Genomic DNA, 23742 nt, shown 5'->3' on the forward strand with positions numbered 1-23742 from the left:
ACAAAAGTAAATAATTAAGTACACTATAAAAAGCGAAATAAAAATTTGTAGGGTAAATAAAAGAAACTAACTTTACTTGACATTTAAATCATTTTCAAAATGCAAAAAATAATCGCCTTTATTATATTCACTTTGTGTAGCAACATCAGTTTTTCGCAAGCTGCCAAAATAGAATTTTCTGCCAAAGAAAACACCATCGATTACGGAAGAGTAACTAAAGGGTCTGATTCTGGAATCCGTGTATTTGAATTTACCAATACAGGGAACGCTCCTTTAGTAATTACCAATGTACTTTCTACCTGCGGTTGTACCGTTCCAACTAAACCAGAAGCGCCAATCATGCCTGGAAAAAAAGGAAAAATTGAAGTAAAATACAATATGGCCACAGGCCCTATTCGCAAAACCATAACAGTAGAATCCAATGCCGCCAATTATGAAGGTGGTAGGATTGCGCTGAAAATAAAAGGAGAAGTAATAGAATAAAAGATTCTTTATCAATAATTTAGAAAACGCCTTTTGACTTCAAAAGGCGTTTTTTAGTATCCATTTTATGCATTTTATATCTTAAAAATATAACATTTTCGGGTGTTTTTATGAGCAATTACTGCGAATAATTCCCGAAACTTAGAAAAAAAAAGTGCAAATTTGCAATTCAAGAGTAAACACATGCCTAAATTATCTACACGAGGAAACTCCATGCCTGAATCGCCAATTAGAAAATTGGCTCCTTTCGCTGATTTAGCGAAAGAAAAAGGGCATAAAGTGTACCATTTAAACATTGGTCAACCCGATATTAAAAGTCCCGAAATTGCTATTAATGCAATTAAAAACATACAGCTAGACATTATAGAATATGGTCCTTCAGCAGGTTACGAAAGTTACCGAAAAAAGTTAGCCCAATTCTATACGAAGCAAAACGTAAACGTAAATCCTGAAGATATTTTAATCACTACGGGTGGATCCGAAGCCTTATTATTTGCCTTGGGGAGCATCATGGACCCGGAAGATGAATTGATTATTCCTGAGCCTTTTTATGCTAATTATAGCGCTTTTGCTGCCGAATCTGCTGCTAAAGTGGTTCCGGTTAATTCTGGTTTTGAAACTGGATTTGAGTTGCCATCTATTGCTGATTTCGAAAAGTTAATTACGCCAAAATCAAAAGCAATTTTGATTTGTAACCCGAACAATCCAACCGGATATTTGTATTCTGAATCTGAAATTCTACAATTAGGCGAATTAGCAAAAAAATACGATTTGTTCTTAATTGCCGATGAAGTTTATCGAGAGTTTATTTACGGTGATGACATTCACTATTCGGTAATGAATTTAAAAGAAGTAGAGCAAAATGTCATTATGATTGATTCGGTTTCCAAACGTTACAGTATGTGTGGCGCACGAATTGGTTGTATGGTGACCAAAAATAAAGATGTAATTGCTGCAGCAATGAAGTTTGCTCAAGCACGCCTTTGCCCTCCAACCATTGCACAAATTGCTTGTGAAGCAGCCATTGATACACCTCAAAGTTATTTTGACGAAGTGATCTTAGAATACCGAGGAAGAAGAGACACTTTAATTTCAGAACTTCAAAAAATTGAAGGGGTAAAAGTAACTACCCCTAAAGCCGCTTTTTATTGCATTGCTGAATTGCCTGTTGACAATACCGATGATTTTGCTCAATGGCTTTTAGAAAGTTACGATTTGAATGGCGAAACCGTGATGGTAGCTCCAGCTGGTGGATTTTACTCCACTCCAGGAATGGGATTGAACCAAGTGCGTATTGCCTATGTATTGAAAAAAGAAGATTTAGTTCGCGCTGTAGCTGTTCTAAAAGCAGCTATTCCAGTATATAACGCAACTAAAAAAGCGCAATAATTAACTAATTGTTAATCCAAAATAATATCTAAAGCAATACTCAAAAGGTATTGCTTTTTACTTTTTAATTAAACAAGGATTAAATCCAAAAAGGGCTTCCTTTTTTTGCATTTTATTAATTATCTTTACCGCTTGAATTGACATACCCATTATAACAATAGCTTAGATGATCAACAACGAAGAATTTCAAGACGAAATAGGAAATAATCATGTTAGTACCAATGCGAAAAATCCGCTGAGGGATGATGCTTTTGCTATTGCTGACGACGAAAAAATTGAACGAATTAAAAAAGATGTCGAAAATATCCTAACCACTTTGGGAATGGATTTGACCGATGATAGCTTAAAAGGAACTCCAAACCGAGTAGCAAAAATGTTTGTAAAAGAGATTTTTGGCGGATTAAATCCAGCCAGAAAACCTAAAGCATCTACCTTTGACAACAACTACAAATACGGCGAAATGCTGGTAGAAAAAAACATTACGGTGTATTCTACTTGCGAACACCACTTATTACCTATCATTGGAAGAGCACACGTGGCTTACATTTCGAATGGTACCGTAATTGGGCTTTCTAAAATGAACCGAATTGTCGAATATTACGCAAAAAGACCACAGGTTCAAGAGCGTTTGACCATGCAAATCGTCCAAGAATTACAAATCGCTTTAGGAACTGACGATGTAGCTTGCGTAATTGATGCTAAACATTTATGCGTGAATTCAAGAGGAATCGGCGATATTGAAAGTAGTACCGTGACTTCGGAATTTGGAGGTAAATTCAAAGAAGCCCAAACACGAAGAGAATTTTTGGATTACATCAAATTAGAAACGAAATTCTAAAAGCCTAGCCCTGATGGAAGCGGCATCCTTTACTGCCAGTTTTTGGCAGGAAAGATAGAGCAAACAGCAGGAATAAGCTCCTAAAATAAAGAACAATGCCATTATACAAAAGTCAACAACTGAAAATATACAATTCTCTTTCGGGAGAAAAAGAAGTCTTCACTCCTATTCACGAAGGGAATGTTGGGATGTATGTTTGCGGACCAACGGTGTATAGCAATGTGCATTTAGGAAACCTGAGAACCTTTATGTCGTTTGATGTGATTTTTAGGTATTTCCAACATTTAAATTACAAAGTGCGCTATGTTCGTAACATCACTGATGTAGGACATATCGTAGATGATGTGGATGAAGGCGAAGATAAAATTGCCAAAAAAGCACGTTTAGAACAATTGGAACCGATGGAAGTAGTGCAACGCTACACGGTCGATTTCCACGAAATATTAGGGGCATTTAATTTTTTACCTCCAAGTATTGAACCGACCGCTACGGGACATATTATTGAACAAATCGAAATCATCAAGAAAATAATCGAAACTGGAATTGGTTATGAAGCCAATGGATCGGTGTATTTTGATGTAGTAAAATTTAACGAAACCAACCATTACGGACGTTTGAGCGGCAGAAATATTGAAGATATGCTTGCCAATACTCGTGATTTAGATGGTCAATCTGATAAAAGAAATCCGCAGGATTTTGCCTTGTGGAAAAAAGCCGAACCGCAACACATTATGCGTTGGCCTTCGCCTTGGAGCGATGGATTTCCGGGTTGGCACTTGGAATGTACCGCAATGAGCACCAAATATTTGGGTAACCACTTTGATATTCACGGTGGCGGAATGGATTTGAAATTTCCGCATCACGAATGTGAGATTGCGCAAAACGAAGCTTGTACAGGACAAACTCCTGTGAATTATTGGCTCCATGCTAATATGCTTACGTTGAATGGTAAAAAAATGGCGAAATCAACGGGGAATAATATTTTACCTGGAGAAATCTTGTCGGGAGAAAATACGATTTTAAGCAAGGCATTTTCAGCTTCTGTAACCCGTTTCTTTATGTTGCAAGCGCATTACAGAAGTATCTTAGATTTTTCTGACGATGCTATTGTGGCTGCCGAAAAAGGCTACAAACGTTTGATGGAAGCGATGAGTAGTTTGGAATCAATTCAGCCAGCACCAAAAAGTTCATTGAATATAGCCGAATGGAAACAATTGTGCTATGACGCCATGAATGATGATTTCAACACGCCAATTTTAATTGCGCAGTTGTTTGAAGGTGTTCGTTTTGTGAATCTATTAAAAGAAGGCAAAGAAACCTTGACTACCGAAGATGCAACCACTTTTGCAACTGCAATGAATGCATTTGTATTTGATGTTTTAGGCTTAGAATCTGAGAATGCTAGCGAGGGAAATAACGATAAATTAGAAGGTACCGTAAACTTATTGATCGAAATGCGAAAACAAGCCAGAGAAAATAAAAACTTTGCTTTGTCAGACCAAATTAGAGATCAATTATTGGCATTAGGTATTCAATTAAAAGACGGGAAAGACGGAACAACTTTTAGTTTGTAATACTATTGTTAGTTGAGCGACTCATCCAAAAAATACAACTATGGTATCTAAGATTCTCATTTTTCCTTTTTTGATGTTGGTTCGCTTTTACCAACTAGCTATATCCCCATTTACACCTGCCGCATGCCGTTTTGAACCAACTTGTTCTTCCTATATGCTTGAAGCCTTACAAACTCATGGATTAATTTATGGATTATTTCTAGGTACAAAACGGATTTTGAGTTGCCATCCTTGGGGAAAAAGTGGCTACGATCCTGTTCCTGCTAAAAAATGCCAACACAAACTCTAATCTCTATTAAAACTTTATTTTAACACTAAATAAATAAACAAAATGACACCAACTTTATCTATCGTTTGGAATCCTTCAGAAGGAATTGATTTGGGTTTTTTCATGATTCGTTATTACAGTTTAATGTTTGTAATTGCCTTCGGATTAGGCTGGTACATCATGAAGCATATTTTCGTTCGCGAAGGCGAAACAATTGAAAAACTAGATTCGTTGTTTATTTGGACGGTGGTAGCTACTTTGGCTGGCGCGCGTTTAGGGCACGTTTTCTTTTACGATTGGGAGTACTTTAGAAACAACCTCCTAGAAATCTTTTTACCGGTTCGATTTGAACCTAGTTTCCATTTTACTGGTTTTACTGGTCTAGCTAGTCATGGGGCAGCTATCTCAATCATTGTAGCCATGTATTTTTACAGTAAGAAAATTTTACAAAAACCACAGTTATGGATATTGGATCGCATTGTGATTCCAGTAGCAAGTGGTGCTATATTTGTTCGAATTGGGAACTTTTTTAATTCAGAGATTATTGGACAAGAAACCTCTTCTTCTTTTGGGATTCAATTCATTAGAGATTATTTTAGCCCAAGAGATGCGGTCAATGCTACTCAAATTGCAGATCCAAAAGAGGCGTATGCAGCGATTGCAACCGACCCAAAATTTGCCACACTCTTAGAACAAGTTCCTGCTAAACATCCAACCCAATTATACGAAGCCTTTTGCTATATTTTTGTTTTTGCGATTCTATTTTTCTTGTATTGGAAAACGGAAGCTAGAAAAAAATCAGGTTATTTATTTGGCTTGTTTTTAGTCTTATTATTCTCTGTTCGAATTGTAGTAGAATCAGTTAAAGAAAGTCAAGGCGGATTTGAGAGTGCCTTAGGATTACTATCTACAGGACAATGGTTGAGTATTCCATTTATTGTGACAGGTCTTTATTTTGTATTTACTGCGAAACAGATAAAAGAATAGCATTTAAAAAACCTTGGTGTATAAATAAAAAAAGGCTGTCCTAATTGGACAGCTTTTTTTATTTTATATAGCAACTATTATTGAATAGGTACTGTTTTAACTCCCATATTATACAAGGTGAAGGCTTGTAGATCAGCTGCTTCTTCAATGGTTTTTGAAACGGGTTTACCGGCGCCATGACCTGCATTGGTCTCTATTCGGATTAAGACTGGATTAGATCCGGCTTGTTTGGCTTGCAACTCAGCCGCAAACTTAAAACTATGCGCAGGTACTACTCTATCGTCATGATCACCAGTTGTAACTAAGGTTGCTGGATATTTTACACCCGCTTTCACATTATGTACTGGCGAATAGGACTTAATATAATCGAACATCGCTTTAGAATCTTCGGCTGTCCCATAATCATACGCCCAACCTGCACCAGCAGTAAAGGTATGGTAACGCAACATGTCCATCACACCCACAGCTGGCAACGCTACTTTCATTAAGTCTGGTCGTTGTGTCATTGTGGCTCCAACTAATAAACCGCCGTTAGAACCGCCTTTTATGGCTAAGAAATTAGACGAGGTATATTTTTGTGCGATTAGGTATTCGGCAGCGGCAATAAAATCATCAAAAACATTTTGCTTTTGCATTTTGGTTCCTGCATCGTGCCATTTTTTTCCATACTCTCCTCCACCTCTTAAATTAGCAACCGCATAGATTCCACCCATTTCTAACCAAACCGCATTAGCAATACTAAAAGAAGGAGTTAAACTCACATTAAAACCGCCATAAGCATACAAAATAGTTGGATTCTTGCCATTTAAAGGAGTCCCTTTTTTATAGGTAATAATCATGGGCACCTTAGTACCGTCTTTAGAAGTATAAAAAACTTGTTTAGAAGTATAATCTCCGCTTACAAAATCCACTTTAGGTTGTACATAAAGAGACGATTTTCCATCAACAGGAGAAAATTGATAGGTAGAGCTTGGCGTTACATAATTGGTAAACGAAAAATACAATGAAGTATCTTCATTCTTTCCGCTAAAACCTGTAGCCGTTCCCAATCCTGGTAATTCAATTTCACGTACTAATTGACCATTGTAATCAAATTGTTTTACTAAGGAAACGGCATCTTTCATATAATTAGCAAAGATAAATCCAGCACCCGTTGAAGGTGACAAAACCTGATCCGTTTCGGCGATGCAGTCTTTCCAATTGTCGGCAGTTGGATTGGAAACATCAACAGTAACTATTCGCTTATTTGGAGCTTTATAATTCGTCACTATGAACAACTTGGTACCTTGGTTGTCCAAAACATCCACATCGTATTCAAAACCGGCGTGAATTAGTTGGATTGGAGCATTGGGTTTGGTTAAGTCTTGCAAATACAATTCATTTCCTGAAGTTGAATTCGCTGCAGAAATAAACAAATAATGATTGTCATCCGAAACACTTCCTCCAACATAACGTCGTTTTTCTTTATCGCCAAAAACCAAGACATCTTCCGATTGACTGGTACCCAATTTATGAAAATACAATTTGTGCTGGTCGGTCTTAGCCGATAATTCGCTTCCTTTTGGTTTATCATAACTAGAATAATAAACACCTTCATTGGCTTTCCAGGACAACCCACTGAACTTGACATCGATCAGATTATCTCCAATACTTCCTTTGGTTTCAGCATTAATAAAAATAACTTTTCTCCAATCGCTTCCCGCTTCGGAAATGGAATACGCACATAAAGATCCATCTTTAGAAAAACTAACTGCATCTAAAGAAGTCGTGGCATCTTTTGAAAACGTATTGGGATCCAAGAACAATTCTTCTTTGCCTGAATTATCCTTTCGATACAAAACCGATTGATTTTGCAATCCATTGTTTTTATAGTAATAAGTATATTTCCCTTCTTTGAATGGAGCAGATACTTTCTCATAATTCCATAATTTTTCCATGCGCTCTTTGATCGCATTTCGAAATGGAATGGCAGACAAATAACCAAATGTTAGTTGATTTTGAGCTTTTACCCAATCAGCCGTTTCAGTTGACCTATCGTCTTCTAACCATCGGTAAGGATCCGGAATTTTAGTTTCAAAATAGGAATCGACTTTATCTGTTTTCTTAGTTTGTGGGTATTTAATCTGAGCCTGACTCACGGATACAATTGTGGAAGATACCAACATAGATAGGATTACTTTTTTCATTGTTTTAGAATTATTTATATCAAAAATAAACAATTTAAGTAATGAAATACATCGAATAAAAAAAGGATTCAACTTTCGCTGAATCCTTTAAAAAATATAGTCTTATGAAAATTAAGCCTCTTTGTGCTCTTTTTCAATTTGATTTTTATCTGATCTTGAGATTGTATCTACCAATACTGGTGTTGCAATAAACAATGATGAATAAGTACCTACAACGATACCTACAAGCATAGCAAAAATAAATCCTCTGATTGATTCACCTCCAAAAATAAACATCGTTAACAATACAATAATCATCATTAAAGAAGTATTTAATGTTCTTGATAATGTTGTATTAATAGACGCATTTACAATCTCTTCAAAAGTACCTTTACGTTTACCCATTATGAACTCTCTAATTCTATCAAACACAATTACTGTATCGTTCATTGAGTATCCAATAACCGTTAAGATAGCTGCGATAAAGTGTTGGTCCATTTCCATGTGGAACGGCATGAATTTATAACATAATGAATAAATTCCCAATACAAATATTACGTCATGCGCTACTGCTGCAATCGCTCCTAATGAATACTGCCATTTACGGAAAGAGATCATTAAGTATAAGAAGATTACTGCCATCGCACCTAATACAGCCCAGTACGAGTTGGTTTTAATATCTTCAGAGATAGAAGCCCCCACTTTAGACGCTTGTAAAACTCCTACTTTTTTACCATCATACGAGTTAATGAATTGGTCGTAAGAAGTATTTGGATAATAACTTTGTAAACCTTTGTATAATTTTTCGTTAACTTCTTTATCTACATCAACACCTTCTTCAGTGATTTTGTATTTGGTCGTAATTTTTAATTGATCATCTGAACCGAAAATTTTAGCTTCAACAGTAGTTCCGAATTCTTTCGATAATTCTTCGGCTACTTTAGTTGCATCAATTGCTTTTTCAAATTTCACTTGGAATGTTCTTCCTCCAACAAAATCAACACCCTGATCCAAACCATTCACAAAGAATATCGAGATCAAACTTACCACTACAACTATTGAAGAAAAGATGTAAGTAATAGTTTTAATCTTAATAAAGTCAAAATGGAAATTGGTAAACCAATTTTTAGTAATCGCTGTTGAGAAAGTTAAATTACTATTGTTAGCAATATCTCTATCGATAAAAATTCTCGCAATAAAAATTGATGTAAACAATGAAGTTACAATACCAATCAATAAAGTTAAAGCAAAACCTTTAATCAATCCAGTTCCAAAAGTAAACAAGATCGCTCCTGTTAAAATATGCGTTACGTTAGCATCGATAATAGAACGCATCGCACCTTTCCATCCGTAAGAAGCAATTACAGTTTCTGATAATGATTTGCCTTCGCGTAATTCTTCTTTTGCTCTTTCATAGATAATGATATTCGCATCTACCGCGGTACCTAATGTTAATACGATACCTGCAATACCTGGTAATGTCAATACAAAACCAAAACTTGCCATAATTCCGAATAAGAATAGTAAGTTCAATAATAAAGCTAGATTAGCATACCAACCTGCTTTACCATAATAGAACACCATCCATAAACACACTAATAAGAATCCAACAATAGATGAAATAGTACCTGCATCAATTGCAGCTTGACCTAAAGAGGGTCCTACCACTTCTGATTGAATAATATCGGCTGAAGCTGGCAATTTACCTGCTTTTAATACGTTAGCTAAATCTTTAGTTTCAGTAACATCAAAGTCACCTGAAATTTCTGATCTACCACCAGCAATTGGTCCGCTAGAAACTCCTGGAGCAGAATACACTACATTATCCAAAACAATAGCGATATTGCTTTTTTGAGTATAGGCTTTACCTGTTAATTCTTCCCAAGCTTTAGCTCCTTTACCGTTCATTTGCATAGAAACGGCTGGTTTTCCTAATTGATCAAATGTATCACTTGCATCAGTTACAACACCACCACTCATCGCAGCTACATTGTCTCTGTTTCCTTTTAAAGCATACAATTCAACAGCATCAATTTCTTTTGATTTTGCATCTTTAATTTTAGTTGGTTTACCCCAAACAAATTTGGCATAACGTTGATCTCCTGCTAATAAAACACGGATATCAGCTCTTCTCAAATACTCGCCTACAACAGCAGTATCTTTAGGAGCAAATAAACCTAAAACTGGTCCGCCACCTTGTGCAATAATTTTATCTAATAATGGGTTATTTCCTTTTTTAGCAGCTGCAGTATCTTTAGTATCAGCTAATAAAGCACTTAAAGAATCCTTAACCACTTTTTTAGGCGCTACAGTTTTGATTTCCGTTTTCTTTAAAGACTCATTGGCAGCCATTATGAAATTACCAATTTCTTCAATTTTATAGGTTTCCCAAAACTCTAACTGAGCGGTACTTTGCAATAATTTTTTAATTCTATCAACATCTTTAGCACCTGGAAGTTCAACAAGAATTCTTCCTGATTCTCCTAATTTTTGAATATTAGGTTGTGTTACACCAAATTTATCAATACGTTTTCTCAATACACCAAAAGCACTTTCTACAGACTCATCAACTTTTCTTTTGATTACTTTTTGTACTTGCGCATCGGTCATTTGAAAATCGACACCACCTTCACCTTGTAAACTTCTGTTAGCAAAAATATCAGGCGAAGCTAATTTTACAGTTCCTTTGGAATTTGCCTCAAAAGCTTCAAAGAATGCATCAATATAGGTTTGATTCCCTTTTTGATTAGCAGTAGCATCAGCTAATGATTTATTGAAAACTGGGTTTTTAGAGTTGTTAGATAATCCTTTCAAGATATCTTTTACAGAAACTTGAAGAATTACATTGATTCCTCCTTCTAAGTCAAGACCTTTGTTGATTTGTTTGTCTTTTACTTCGTTAAAAGTAAAATCAGAAAAACCTAGGTTAAAGACTTTCTCTTTACCGATAGAATCTAAATATTTTAATTCTTTTTCAGGATCTCCTCCTGCAAAAGCTTTAGCATCACTTGCTACTTTATTAGCTACGAAAGTGAAAGAAAGTTGGTAAATACTTACCAATGCAAATAGAATTGCGAAAAATTTAATGAGGCCTTTATTCTGCATTATTACTAAAAATTAATTATTCTTATATTTTAATTGTACTTAAACCGCTGTATAACAGCGATTAAAATCACTTACCAAGACAAAATGAGTCTTGAAAAGCAATCCTTCATTTTTTAAACCGAGCAAATATATAATTTAAGGTTAAGATTAACCAATTTATTTGTCAATTAATCTCAAAAAAAAGACTGCAAAAAAGCAGTCTTTTCAATTTAGATTTAAAAATTATACTAAAACTGATTTCAAATCAGCATTCATATTTCTAACTGCATCAGCACTTTTAGCAAATAATGCTTTTTCTGCGTCATTTAATGTGATATCAACGATTTGTTCTACTCCGTTTTTACCAATAATACAAGGAACACCAATACAAATATCATTTTGCCCGTATTCGCCTTCTAGGAAAACAGAACAAGCAATCATTTTCTTTTGGTCATTCAAAATACTATCCACTAAATATGCTACTGAAGCACCTGGTGCATACCAAGCTGAAGTTCCTAAAAGTCCAGTCAAAGTGGCTCCACCTACCATAGTTGATGCCGCTACTTTATCCAAAGCGTCTTGTGAAAGAAATTCAGAAACTGGAATACCATTATAAGAAGCCAATCGCGTTAATGGAATCATAGTCGTATCTCCGTGACCTCCTATTACCATTGCAGACACATCATTTGAAGGTTTGTCTAAAGCTTGAGACAAGTAATATCTGAAACGAGAGCTATCTAAAGCACCTCCCATTCCAATAATTCTGTTTTTTGGTAAACCTGTAGATTTTAATGCCAAATAGGTCATGGTATCCATAGGATTAGAAACAACTACTACAATTGTATTAGGTGAATGAGCCAACACATTTTCGGCAACTGTTTTCACAATACCTGCGTTAATACCAATCAATTCTTCACGAGTCATTCCTGGTTTTCTTGGAATTCCAGAGGTAATAACTACCACATCGCTATTGGCTGTTTTAGAGTAATCATTGGTTACCCCAATTACTTTCGTATTAAAACCAGTATTAGTAGCACACTGCATAATATCCATCGCTTTACCTTCGGCAAAACCTTCTTTAATATCCAATAAAACTACTTCGCTTGCAATTCCTCTATACGAAATCACATCAGCACAGGTTGCTCCCACATTTCCTGCTCCTACAATTGTAACTTTCATGTTGTTATATTTTAAAAATTATTTTATTTTCTAAAATCCGATTGAAGCTCTAGGTTACGCATCAATATTAGCATAAACTGCATTTTTCTCGATGAATTCTCTTCTTGGTGGCACTTCATCCCCCATCAACATAGAGAAAACTCTGTCGGCTTCCACCATATTATCGATAGTAACTTGACGTAAGGTTCTAAAACTTGGATCCATGGTAGTTTCCCACAATTGTTCCGCGTTCATCTCCCCAAGACCTTTGTAACGTTGAATAGCAGCGCTACCGCCCATTCTTTCGTTAGCTAAATCTCGTTGGTCTTCTGTCCAAGCGTATTCTTTTTTATTTCCTTTTTTAACTAAATACAAAGGTGGCGCTGCAATATACACATGCCCTCTTTCGATCAATTCTCTCATAAAACGGAAGAAGAAGGTCAAGATTAAGGTAGCAATGTGACTTCCATCGACATCGGCATCACACATAATGATTACTTTATGGTAACGCAATTTTTCAATGTTCAACGCTTTGCTGTCCTCCGCGGTACCGATAGTTACACCTAAAGCAGTAAAAATATTTCGAATTTCTTCGCTTTCAAAAACTTTGTGATGCATCGCTTTTTCTACGTTCAAGATTTTACCACGTAATGGCAAAATAGCTTGGAAATTTCGATCACGACCTTGTTTTGCAGTTCCACCTGCCGAATCTCCCTCGACAAGGTATACTTCACATTTTTCTGGATCTTGTTCCGAACAATCGGATAATTTTCCTGGCAATCCACCGCCACCCATAACGGTCTTACGTTGTACCATTTCACGTGCTTTTTTAGCAGCGTGACGGGCTTGAGCAGCCAAAATTACTTTTTGGATAATGATACGAGCGTCATTTGGATTTTCTTCCAAATAATTCTCTAGCATTTCTCCTACAGCTTGGCTTACAGGAGAAACTACTTCTCTATTCCCTAATTTAGTTTTCGTTTGTCCTTCGAACTGAGGCTCTGAAACTTTAACCGAAATAATAGCGGTCAATCCCTCACGGAAATCATCTCCAGCAATTTCGAATTTTAATTTATCCAACATCCCTGAAGCATCGGCATATTTCTTTAGCGTTCTTGTCAAACCACTTCTAAAACCTTGTAAATGCGTTCCTCCTTCGTGTGTATTAATATTGTTTACATACGAAAAGATATTCTCAGAATAACTGGTATTATAAATTAGCGCCACCTCAACTGGAATTTCTCCTTTTTCGTGATCCATAGAAATTACGTGCGCAATAATTGGCTCACGGTTTCCATCTAAGTAACGAATGTATTCTTTTAATCCTTCAGTAGAATGAAACACTTCTGAAACGAAGTTGCCGTCTTTATCTAATTCTCTTTTATCTGTGAAAGTGATTTTTATTCCCTTGTTCAAGAAAGACAATTCACGCATACGCGCCGACAAAGTCTCATATGAATACTCCGTAGTTTGAGTAAAAATAGTTGGGTCTGGATAAAAAGTAACGATCGTTCCTCTTTTGGTAGTATCCCCAATTTGTTTTACTGGATATAATGCTTTTCCTCTTTCGTATTCTTGCTCGTAGATTTTTCCGTCACTACTGTGAACCGTAGCTCGTAAGTGAGAGGACAAGGCGTTCACACAAGAAACACCCACACCGTGCAAACCTCCAGAAACTTTATACGAATCTTTATCAAATTTACCTCCAGCTCCAATTTTGGTCATTACCACTTCTAAAGCCGAAACACCTTCTTTTTTATGAATTCCTACTGGAATACCACGACCATTGTCTTCTACAGAAATTGACCCATCTTCATTGATTGCAACGCTGATAGTATCACAATGACCACCCATAGCCTCATCGATGGAGTTATCTACCACCTCATAAACCAAATGATGCAATCCTCGTACTCCAACATCTCCAATATACATAGACGGACGCATTCTTACATGCTCCATTCCTTCTAATGCCTGAATACTATCCGCAGAATAATTATTCTTGTTAATTTCCTCACTCATATTTTTAATCTAAAATGTAAAATTGTATAACAAGCAAATATATAAAAACAGGGGTTATTGGAGAAAGAAATTCCGCTTTATAAATGTTAAGTTATCAACATTTGTTTATATTTTAAACAAAAAAAAACGTTCTTCTTACGAAAAACGTCTTTTTACAAAAAATATTTGAACTAATCTAAAATTTCTTATTTAGCAATCTCGACATCGGCTTGAACGTGAGCCGCATTGGCTCTACCACTTGGATCTTGATTTTCTTGCCATTTTGGAATCCATTTGCGTACAGTTTGAGCCGCACTCACTTGTGGATAGTATTTGTTAAAGATCGATCTATAGAAATACGCTTCTTTAGTCGTTGGCGTATTGTAAGGGAACTCAGCTTCTGCACCTGCTAATTGCGTATCTGTAACTTGAGAAGAACAATACTCGATCAATTGATCAATCCAGTTGTATCCTACACCGTCAGAGAATTGCTCTTTTTGTCTCCACAATACCTCATCTGGTAAATACGGATTGTCTGGTGTATCGAATGCTTTTCTTAGAATATATTTTTCTTTTCCATCGTAGGTTTTCGGCATTTTCTCTTCTGGTTTGATTCGAACAGCCATGTCTAAGAACGCTTTGTCTAAGAAAGGAACTCTCGCCTCTAAACCGTGAGCCATTGTTGATTTATCTGCTCGTAATAAATCGGCAGTAAATAATTTCTGAACTCTTTCAATCGTTTCTTTTTGGAAATCTTCTACAGTTGGTGCATTTCTAAAATACAAATACCCACCAAAAATCTCATCAGCTCCTTCGCCAGAAAGTACCACTTTGATTCCCATATCAGTGATGGCTTTTGACAAGAAATACATCGGTGTACTTGCACGAATAGAAGTTACATCGTACGTTTCTAAATGCCAGATCAATTTATCTAAGATTTCGATTCCTTGCTCAATAGTGAAATGAATTTCGTGGTGCTCCGTACCTAAATATTCAGCTACTTTTTTAGCCGCTTTAGCATCTGGTGCATCAGCATCTAATCCAATTGAAAAGGAGTGTAGTTTTTTACCACTTTCTTTCAATAATCGTGACGCAATTGAAGAAGTCAAAGATGAATCCAAACCTCCTGAAAGCAATACTCCAATTGGCACATCACTCATCAAACGTTTACGAGTAGCCTCAGTCAAGGTTTCTCTGATCAAATCCAAATCTAATTCTTGATCTGCTTTAGTATAATCTTCATATTCTGGTTGGTAGTATTTTACAAAACCAGTGTTGGGTGTGTAATAGTGTCCTGGAGGAAAAGTAGAGAATGTTTTACATTGATCAGCAATAGGTTTCATTTCTGAAGCAAAATAGATTCTTCCTCTATCGTCTAAACCGTAATACAATGGCTTCACTCCCATTGGATCTCTACCTGCAATAAAATCATCACCATCTACTACAACAAAAGCCCAATCTCCATCTAACATGTTACAGAAATCGTATTTGAATTCTTCATATAAATGAACAATAACTTCTGAATCGGATTTGGTTCTAAACGTATGTCCTTTTAAAACTCCATCTCTTAATGCTTGGTGATTGTAAACTTCTCCATTATGTACCATCCAAGCTGTTGAAGTTCCTTGAATTGGTTGACGCCCTGAATGTAAGTCAATAATTGACAAACGCTCGTGACTTAAAATATGTCCATTCTCTGTAATATGTAAATCACTTTCATCAGGACCACGGTGTGTCATTCTTTTTGAAAGTTCTCTTACTAATTGTTCATCTTTTCCTTTTCCAATGATGGCTAATATTCCGCACATAATCTTTAATTTACTATTTTGTTATTTTGTTGCGGCAAAGATGAGTCATAAGTTACAATTGAGAAACACAAATGAATAATTAAGTTATAATATTTAACTTAAATTTAAATTTTATACATAAAATGTAATTAAAAAGATGTAAAATGAGAATTTTGGTTACATTTTATAATTTGAAGCAATAAAACAGAACAGTAATTGCGGGTTTATTCAACACTTTCAATACAATACGAAGTCCCATTGATCTCAAAAGTAAACCCCACTTGATTTCCCATTAACTTAGCGCCAAGTGGTGATTGCGGCGACAAGGCAATGACATTAATTCCTTTGATAGCTATTTTAGGTAATGCCACACTCAGATACAAATAAATACCATTGGCTTTGACCAAACTCCCTAAAGCAATAGTATCCAATTCTTTTGAAGCATCTATTTTATCTAAAATAGCTTTTTGAGCTAGGACTTCAGCCAGTTTGTGATTGATTTTCTCCTGCTCGATGTGCATCATGGACAATGCTGTTTCGTGCTTGTCTCCTGCCGAACCTTTGGCGTCATTTTTAGAATCTTCGGTCAAAGCAGTAATCATATCCCGAAAGACATCAATCCGATCTTGGACTAATTGCAGATAATAGGCATGTGCTTTTTGTTTGAAAGTACTCAAAGAAACGCTCAATTAAAAATCAAATTTATAATTGGCACCCAAAACTACTTGGAATCCTTGTACCGGATAATTCATCCATTTTTGATAGGCCTGATTCAAGATATTATTGGCTTTCAAAAAACCTGTCAATCGCTCGCTGTGTTTGTAACCTACATGAGCATTCAAATCGATATACGATTCCAAAGTAGTTGGAATGTAGGTTGGTGCTACAATATAAACTCTGTCATTGTTGGCTTGCAAATCTTTTCGAGTACCCACAAAAAACACATCTGCACCAGCGTACCATTTTGAATTTAGGGAGTAATCTAGATTGGCATTGAATTGCAGTGCTGGCAAATTCCAAGCTTCAGGTTGATTTGCAGTGTTGTAAATAGACAGCGTACTATTGGCTCCAAAACTAATCGCTTCCGAAATATCGGCTTTCAATTCGCCAAAAAATCGAACTGTTTTTACATTATCATAAACGATGCTCAATGAATTACCAAAAGCATAGGGTTGATTATTGACATCCGATGAGAAATCATTGCTTTTAAACATGGCTTTGTTGTTCTCATCTACAAACGAACCTCTAATATTATAACTGATATTGTCTGCTAATTTTCCTTTTAAACCTGCATATACATCATACTTTTTATTGGTTGGCGCAATCTGAAGTGTTGGGGACAAAAAGGGATTTTCATTTACAAAATCGAGATACGAATTTTGATCCAATCCTCCTTCGGCTCCTGCATAAAAAATCATCAAATCGCCCACTACTTTGTGCGAAGCGGTAAGTTGTGGATACAAGAAAAGTTGGTTGTTACTGTGTTGGGTATCCAAACTGTAATACAAGCCCAATCCTAAATGCATGGACCAATTGTCTTTTTCCAATTCATAACTTGGCGAAATCCCGAAATTAGTAAACCCATATTTTGAAGGTTCAGTATTGGTTCGATTGTAATTATGATCAAAATGACCGCCCAAATAATCCACGATAGCATTCAGTTTAATTTCTTTACCTAAAGCTGTAAATTGAAAAGAGGGTTTAGCATAAAATCGGTTTTCCGATGAGCCAAATGCATCTGAAAAATGGGCAAATTTAAAACTCGAGGCTTGCAAAATACTTTCGTTAAATTCAATTTTAGAATCTAATGTAATCGTGTTATAGGATTGTTTTGGTTCAATTCCCCAAACTAAAACATCATAAGCAGAAGGCACCAATAAATTCGTAAAATTGGTTGGCAATCCATACCAATGGTAGATTTGATTTTGATAGCCTAAATTAATATTCCAAGACAATTCTTTCGCTTCTGTTCCATAAGTAACATCCAACGATGTGTCGTAAAATGAATTTTCTAAATCCACTCCTTTGATTCCTCCTTGAGATGATAAATGACGAAACATTCCCGCCACATATTCCTCACTATTTAGATCTTGAGTAGCAAACAACTCTGCATTCAATGTTCCATAATTACCGCCTCCAAACGTAGCGTAGCTTTTGTAAAAACGACCTAATTCCTCTTGATCTACCTCTTCAGCTCTTCCTTTATTTGGCGTAAAAGTAGAAGCTACAGGAAAAGAAAAAATACTATATTTTACTGTTTCTTTTGGGCTAGTTCCTTCTACATTCAAGGCAGGAGTTTCTTTTATCTTAAAAGCGTCAGAAATAGTTGGGCTATACGATTTGACCACATTTACCTCTTCGGTTCTAATTTTTTCTTGTTTTTTCTGTGCCAATGCTAATTGCGAAACACACAATAACACTACAAATGTCGAATATCTTAAAACAATTTTTTTCATAATTTTCAATAATTAATAACTCTTTATCAATTTATACTTCCCAGGTTCCTTTAGCGATGTATTGAGAATTCCCTCCTATTTTTATATCAAAATTAACCCCATCCCATTGTCCATTAAAATAAATTTTGGAAGGTCGCCCAATGGCATCACCCTGCTGGTTGGTGATTTGTAAATTGGCAGCATGGTACTTTAATAAATAAGCCTGTAAACAAGTACTCGCACTTCCTGTGGCAGCATCTTCTTTCAATTGACCATTTTCGATGTACAACATTCTGCTGTACAAATCATTTCCTTCCAAATAGAAAAAATAAAGCGCTTGAAAGGCTGTTTTACAATTGGATTGCAACCATTCATGGGTGCACAATAAATCTAATTTCAAATTGGTTAACGCCTCTCTATTATTCAATGGAACAATCACAAAAGCACTACCTGTACTCACTTCTTGTATTGGTAACTCAGCAGAAAAATCATTCTTTTTTAAAGTACTAAATTCCGAAAAACCCTCTGATGAAAAAGTAGAAAAAAACTCAGGTTGTGCTGATTGCAACCAAACCAATTCTCCTTCTTGATAAACCGGAATTTTTCCAATTGGCACCATCAGATTGATGGGTTGTTTTGGATCAGAAAAAATTCTATTCATAATCACCCAAGCAGTTCCAATAATGGGATGACCTGCAAATTTCATTTCAAATTCTGGGGTAAAAATTCGAATCGTTGCCGCATTCGTTTTCTTATCGATTTGTGTAATAAAGGTACTCTCTGCAAAATTAATTTCTCGAGCTATATTTTGCATTTCAGCTTGAGTTAAATCCTGCGCGTTTTCAAAAACAGCTAACTGATTTCCCGAATACTTACTTTCAGCAAAAACGTCTACAATATGAAATGGTAATGGCATACTACTAATTGGTAATTGATGAGTTTGTTTTAGATTCTTCAGCTTTTATAGCCTCCAAATCAGTTTGTGCTTTGGCCACAATATCGGTAAAATCAGAAAAGTTTTTTATGATTGTTTCCAAAATAAATGTCGCTTGGTAACTGTCTTTCAATGCATAAAAATTAGCTGCCATCAACAACAAACCTTTAGCACCAATGTACTTATAATCGGAAAAGTTTTTAGCTAACTGTTGCACTACTACATTCGAATCTTCAAACTTCCCTTCTTTATTTTTAAAATAGGCATCATAATACAAGGCTTCGGCCCCCAATTCGCCTTGAGCGGTCATCAGTTTTTCGTAACCTGCTTTGGCTTTGGCTTCATCTCCTGTTTCCATGGCGGAACGAGCCACAACAATTTGAGCATCACTTGCGACATCGGCTTCTGCTTTAGGATTATCCAATACTTTTTCAGCATAAACTACCGCATTTGCAAAATCCTTTTTATCGTAATACAACTTCATCAAATTGGCTTGTGCGAAAGTTTTGTTTTGCAACATATCGGCTTCTGTTTCAATACGAGATAAAATCAAAATGGCTTTTTCTACCTCTTTTGCCTTCAAATAAATCTGACCTAAACGCACCAAAGAAGGCTCTGTATACTCATTTCGAGGTTCCGCAATTACATTTTCATAATTCGCCACTGATTTTTCTTCTGATCCATTGGCAAATAATGATTGTGCCAAATAAAAGTTAGCTTGTAATGCATGAATCCCTTTTGGAAAAGCGGTCAAATAAGCCCCAAACCCAGCAATTGCCTGACTGGTATTCGTTTGCTGGTATTGCTTTTCAGCAGACTCATAGGTGTCATTATCCAATTCAGCATCGGAGACAGTTACGAAATCAAGCGTTCTAACCCATGATGCATATTCATCTACTTTACCGTTTTCTACATAAATCAATCGCGCAGTTGAAACTGCTTCTAAAGCTTCCGAAGATTTAGGAAACTCAGCTACCACTTGTTTAAATTTTACAATTGCTTGGGCATCTTTGTCAGCATTATAATACACCAAACCTTGTCTCAAAATAGCTTTGGAAACAAACGAACCTTTGTCAAATTCTTTTATCAATTGATCGTAGGTTGCAATGGCTTGTTCATCTTTGTTCTCTGCTACATACGTATTTCCTAGTTCAAACAGAGCATCATCTCGGTTTTCTGATTTTGGATACAATTGTAAAAACGATTTTAGATTTTCTATCTTTTTCTCGTTTTTACCTACAAAACCATAGGAAATAGCTCTTTGATAAAAAGCATAATCGGCGTCGACACTTTTTTGTTCAATTACTTTAGCATAGGCCTCCATGGCTTGTGCATATTTAGAAGTTACAAATCGACAATCTGCTAAACGCAAATAAGCATCATTCATACGGGCTTTATCTGTTCCTTTTTCAATTTGTTTTTGAAAATAATTTCCTGCCTGGTCGTAGTCTTTCATTTTGAAATAGGCATAGGCTATATTGTAATTGCAGTTAGTAAATTCAGCTGTGTTTTTAGCTTCTGCGTTACCCAAGAATTGTTTGAATGACAACAACGCATTAATAAAATCATCTAACACAAATTGGGTTTCTCCTTTCCAAAAAGTAGCTCTCGCTGAAATCGTTGCGTCTTTTTGTAGAGCAACTGCTTTTTCAAAACTTTTCAAAGCAGTTTGATATTCACCGTCTGTATACGATTGCAGCCCACTATAAAACAATACTTTTTGATAGGCTAATTTATTTTCTTGACTTTCTTTTTTTTCTAAAATAGCCAATGCTTCTGTATAATTTTTAGAAGACAGGTAGGAATCAATCAATAATTTTTCAATTTCTGATTGGTGGGAATTCTTTGGGTATTGTTCTAAAAAAGCAGTTAAAATAGCCGGAACGCTTTCGTAAGAATTACCTATTTCATAACTTAATTTTACATAATTCAAACTTGACTCTTCTTTCAATGAAGCGTCAAAATCCATATCGGAAGCATTTTTAAACGCATTCAAGGCTTCTTGTTTTTTGTTCAAACTTAAGTAACTCTGCCCCAAATGATAATAGCCATTTTGCGCCACAAAATCTTTTCCCTCAATAATTTTATTGAATTGTGAAATAGCATTTTGAAAGTCTTTTTGTTGGTAATACGCAAAACCTAGTTGGTAATAATCGGTATTGGTCCATTTTCCATTTTTGCCTTTGTACCCTTCCAAGTAAGTAACAGCTTTGGCGTATTCTTTTAAATTAAAATAGCTTTCGCCAATAATCTTATTCAATTCGGATTGTTCTGCCAGAGTCGATTTTGGCATAGCTACAATTCCTAAATCAATTGCTTTTTGAAAATTACCTAATTTAAAATTCATATCCGATTGGTAATAGGACATGCGTTCTTTGTATTTTGATTCGGTTGAAACGGCATCAAAATATTGGGTCGCTTGCTTGTAATCGTCGCCTTCATAAGCCATAAATCCCAAATAATACTTTGCTTGCGAACCGTAATATTGGGTATTCAACACTTTATTGAAGTAAGCTGAAGCTAGTTTTTTGTTTTTAGCAATAAAAAAACTGTAGCCTTTTTGAAAATTATACTTCTCGCTTTCATTAGCATTCAAATACATTTCATCAACCTTTTCATACCAAAACAAAGCTTTCTCGTAATTTTCTTGTTGGAAATAAAAATGACCCACTTCTACACATCCTTGGTTTTTTCGGGTACTAGTTGGATAATCTGAAACAAAGCGTTCCATCAAACTACCGGCATTCGGCTGACGTTCTCTAATAGCACACATGGCAGTATAATAATTCCAATCTGCTTGAATCTCTTGACTCAATGAATTGGTTTTAAGCCGATCTAATACAAATCTAGCAGAAGCATATTGACCTGAATTATACAATGAAACTGCCGTTTCAAAATCCTTTAGATTAGAATTATATATAGTTGATTTTTGTGCTGAAACCGAAAAAGTTCCCCCGAAAAAAAGGGCAAGTAAAATCCCAGAAAGTATACGCATTGTAATTTTTTGTTTAAAATTCAAATGTATCATATTATACGGTCTATAACGAAGTGGATGATGTATTTATTATGAACAATTGTTTTAACAAAAAATAAAAAAAATTGCGTTTGATAATTGTAAATTGGCAATTGATAATTACTTTTACGACTTAAATAACTGCAAATTATGTCACAATCCATTTTATCTTTAAGAAATGCTACTATTTATCAAGAAGGAAAAACCATTTTATCTGATGTAAACCTAGAAGTAAAACAAGGTGAATTCATTTATGTTATTGGAAAAACTGGCTCAGGAAAAAGTAGTTTATTAAAGACTTTATATGCTGATTTAGAGCTTAAAGAAGGCGCTGGACATATTGTTGATTTTGATTTAGCAACTTTGAAAGAGGATGATATTCCGTTTTTAAGAAGAAAAATCGGGATTGTATTTCAAGATTTCAAATTACTTCCAGACCGCACCGTAAAAGACAATATGCTTTTTGTATTAAAAGCAACAGGCTGGACTGACAACTCAGAAATGCTTCAAAAAATAGACGAAGTTTTAGACAAAGTAGGCATGAAAGACTTTGCAACAAAAATGCCACACCAATTATCTGGTGGAGAACAACAACGTGTTGCCATTGCAAGAGCTTTGTTGAATGACCCCGAATTAATTTTGGCCGATGAGCCAACAGGAAATTTGGATCCGCAAACTAGTGCTGAAGTTTTAGAAGTTTTACGTAAAATCAATGAAAACGGGAAAACCGTTGTAATGTCTACTCATGATTATGCATTGTTAGTTAAATTCCCCTACAAAACATTAAAATGTGAAGATGCTAAAATTTTTGAAGTAGTTCAAAAAACGGCTTAATTCCAATGAAGCAAATTAGCTCGGTACAAAACCCATTCGTCAAATCATTAGTGTTATTGCAAGAAAAAGCAAAAGCACGCAAGCAGACTGGCACTTTTTTAATGGAAGGCCAACGCGAAATTAGTATTGCTATCAAAGGGGGGTATCAAATTGAAACCGTTCTTTTCTTACCCGAAATTTGTACTGAAAAACAAGCTTCTCAATTAGCCCCAACTGCTGAATTAATTGAAATCAATAAAGAAGTTTTTCAAAAATTAGCTTACCGAGATACTACCGAAGGAATTTTGGCTGTAGCCAAAACTAAGTCAACGCTTTTATCTGATTTACAATTATCTGAAAATCCATTAATCTTGGTAGCCGAAGCACCTGAAAAACCAGGAAATATTGGCGCTCTTTTGCGAACCGCAGATGCTGCACATTTAGACGCGGTGATTATAGCAAATCCAAAAAGCGATTTATACAACCCCAATATTGTTCGTTCTAGTGTTGGCTGTTTGTTTACAAACCAAATAGCTACAGGAACTACCGCAGAAATTATTGCTTTTCTAAAAGAAAAAAATATTGCTATTTACTGTGCTACCCTGCAAAATTCTAATGGGTACCATTTAGAAAATTATACTACTCCAACTGCTTTAGTTGTAGGAACTGAGGCCACTGGCTTGACCCAAGAATGGCGAGATGCTGCAACACAAAATATCATCATCCCGATGCAAGGAGAGATTGATTCCATGAACGTTTCAGTTGCTGCTGCTATTTTAATTTTCGAAGCCAAAAGACAAAGAGGTTTTTAAAATA

General features: G+C 35.6%; 17 protein-coding genes. 8 read left to right on the forward strand and 9 right to left on the reverse strand.

The annotated features are described in order from the left end of the window. Positions 1-99 precede the first annotated feature (99 nt). The 6 genes from LPC21_RS10070 (at position 100) to lgt (ending at position 5539) form a co-directional block, all read left to right on the forward strand. Positions 100-483, forward strand: coding sequence for a DUF1573 domain-containing protein (locus tag LPC21_RS10070; RefSeq protein WP_229317125.1), 384 nt, complete (start codon positions 100-102; stop codon positions 481-483). A 183-nt stretch (positions 484-666) separates the two neighbouring features. Further along, positions 667-1872, forward strand: coding sequence for a pyridoxal phosphate-dependent aminotransferase (locus LPC21_RS10075; protein ID WP_229317127.1), 1206 nt, complete (start codon positions 667-669; stop codon positions 1870-1872). A gap of 166 nt (positions 1873-2038) precedes the next feature. Beyond that, on the forward strand, positions 2039-2710 hold the full coding sequence (gene folE, locus LPC21_RS10080; protein WP_229317131.1) for a GTP cyclohydrolase I FolE: 672 nt from the start codon (positions 2039-2041) through the stop codon (positions 2708-2710). Positions 2711-2805: 95 nt separating this feature from the next. Continuing rightward, a complete protein-coding gene (cysS, locus tag LPC21_RS10085) occupies positions 2806-4284 on the forward strand; it encodes a cysteine--tRNA ligase (protein WP_229317133.1) in 1479 nt (492 codons plus the stop codon). A gap of 40 nt (positions 4285-4324) precedes the next feature. Beyond that, positions 4325-4573 (forward strand): membrane protein insertion efficiency factor YidD, encoded by a 249-nt coding sequence (gene yidD, locus LPC21_RS10090; protein ID WP_229317134.1) that lies wholly within the window; start codon positions 4325-4327, stop codon positions 4571-4573. Between the two features lie 42 nt (positions 4574-4615). Further along, positions 4616-5539, forward strand: a complete 924-nt coding sequence (lgt, locus tag LPC21_RS10095; RefSeq protein WP_229317135.1) for a prolipoprotein diacylglyceryl transferase — start codon at positions 4616-4618, stop codon at positions 5537-5539. Positions 5540-5616: 77 nt separating this feature from the next. Here the strand turns inward: lgt and LPC21_RS10100 are convergent, their stop codons facing one another. From LPC21_RS10100 to LPC21_RS10140, 9 genes are all read right to left on the reverse strand, one after another. Further along, on the reverse strand, positions 5617-7725 hold the full coding sequence (locus LPC21_RS10100; RefSeq protein ID WP_229317136.1) for a prolyl oligopeptidase family serine peptidase: 2109 nt from the start codon (positions 7723-7725) through the stop codon (positions 5617-5619). Between the two features lie 111 nt (positions 7726-7836). Continuing rightward, on the reverse strand, positions 7837-10809 hold the full coding sequence (gene secDF, locus LPC21_RS10105; protein WP_229317138.1) for a protein translocase subunit SecDF: 2973 nt from the start codon (positions 10807-10809) through the stop codon (positions 7837-7839). Positions 10810-11031: 222 nt separating this feature from the next. Further along, on the reverse strand, positions 11032-11967 hold the full coding sequence (gene mdh / locus LPC21_RS10110) for a malate dehydrogenase (RefSeq protein WP_229317140.1): 936 nt from the start codon (positions 11965-11967) through the stop codon (positions 11032-11034). Between the two features lie 54 nt (positions 11968-12021). Next, a complete protein-coding gene (gyrB, locus tag LPC21_RS10115) occupies positions 12022-13965 on the reverse strand; it encodes a DNA topoisomerase (ATP-hydrolyzing) subunit B (protein ID WP_229317142.1) in 1944 nt (647 codons plus the stop codon). Between the two features lie 185 nt (positions 13966-14150). Further along, complete coding sequence (gene asnB, locus LPC21_RS10120; protein WP_229317144.1) at positions 14151-15752, reverse strand: asparagine synthase B; 1602 nt, start codon at positions 15750-15752, stop codon at positions 14151-14153. A gap of 203 nt (positions 15753-15955) precedes the next feature. Beyond that, positions 15956-16408 carry a hypothetical protein gene (locus tag LPC21_RS10125; RefSeq protein ID WP_229317146.1) on the reverse strand — a complete coding sequence of 151 codons (453 nt, stop codon included), beginning with the start codon at positions 16406-16408 and terminating at the stop codon, positions 15956-15958. 12 nt (positions 16409-16420) lie between these two features. Beyond that, the gene (locus tag LPC21_RS10130) at positions 16421-18187 is read right to left on the reverse strand and encodes a TonB-dependent receptor (protein WP_229317154.1); all 1767 of its coding nucleotides are present in this window, start codon (positions 18185-18187) and stop codon (positions 16421-16423) included. Between the two features lie 31 nt (positions 18188-18218). Continuing rightward, positions 18219-19082 (reverse strand): PhzF family phenazine biosynthesis protein, encoded by an 864-nt coding sequence (locus tag LPC21_RS10135; RefSeq protein WP_229317156.1) that lies wholly within the window; start codon positions 19080-19082, stop codon positions 18219-18221. A gap of 4 nt (positions 19083-19086) precedes the next feature. Further along, a complete protein-coding gene (locus LPC21_RS10140; RefSeq protein WP_229317157.1) occupies positions 19087-22095 on the reverse strand; it encodes a tetratricopeptide repeat protein in 3009 nt (1002 codons plus the stop codon). 168 nt (positions 22096-22263) lie between these two features. Here LPC21_RS10140 and LPC21_RS10145 point away from each other — a divergent pair, with 168 nt between their 5' ends. Together LPC21_RS10145 and LPC21_RS10150 are read left to right on the forward strand one after the other, a co-directional pair. Further along, complete coding sequence (locus LPC21_RS10145; protein WP_229317158.1) at positions 22264-22947, forward strand: cell division ATP-binding protein FtsE; 684 nt, start codon at positions 22264-22266, stop codon at positions 22945-22947. 5 nt (positions 22948-22952) lie between these two features. Continuing rightward, positions 22953-23738, forward strand: coding sequence for a TrmH family RNA methyltransferase (locus LPC21_RS10150; RefSeq protein ID WP_229317160.1), 786 nt, complete (start codon positions 22953-22955; stop codon positions 23736-23738). Positions 23739-23742: the final 4 nt, after the last annotated feature.

The organism is Flavobacterium ammoniigenes (genome assembly GCF_020886055.1).
Taxonomy (GTDB): domain Bacteria; phylum Bacteroidota; class Bacteroidia; order Flavobacteriales; family Flavobacteriaceae; genus Flavobacterium; species Flavobacterium ammoniigenes.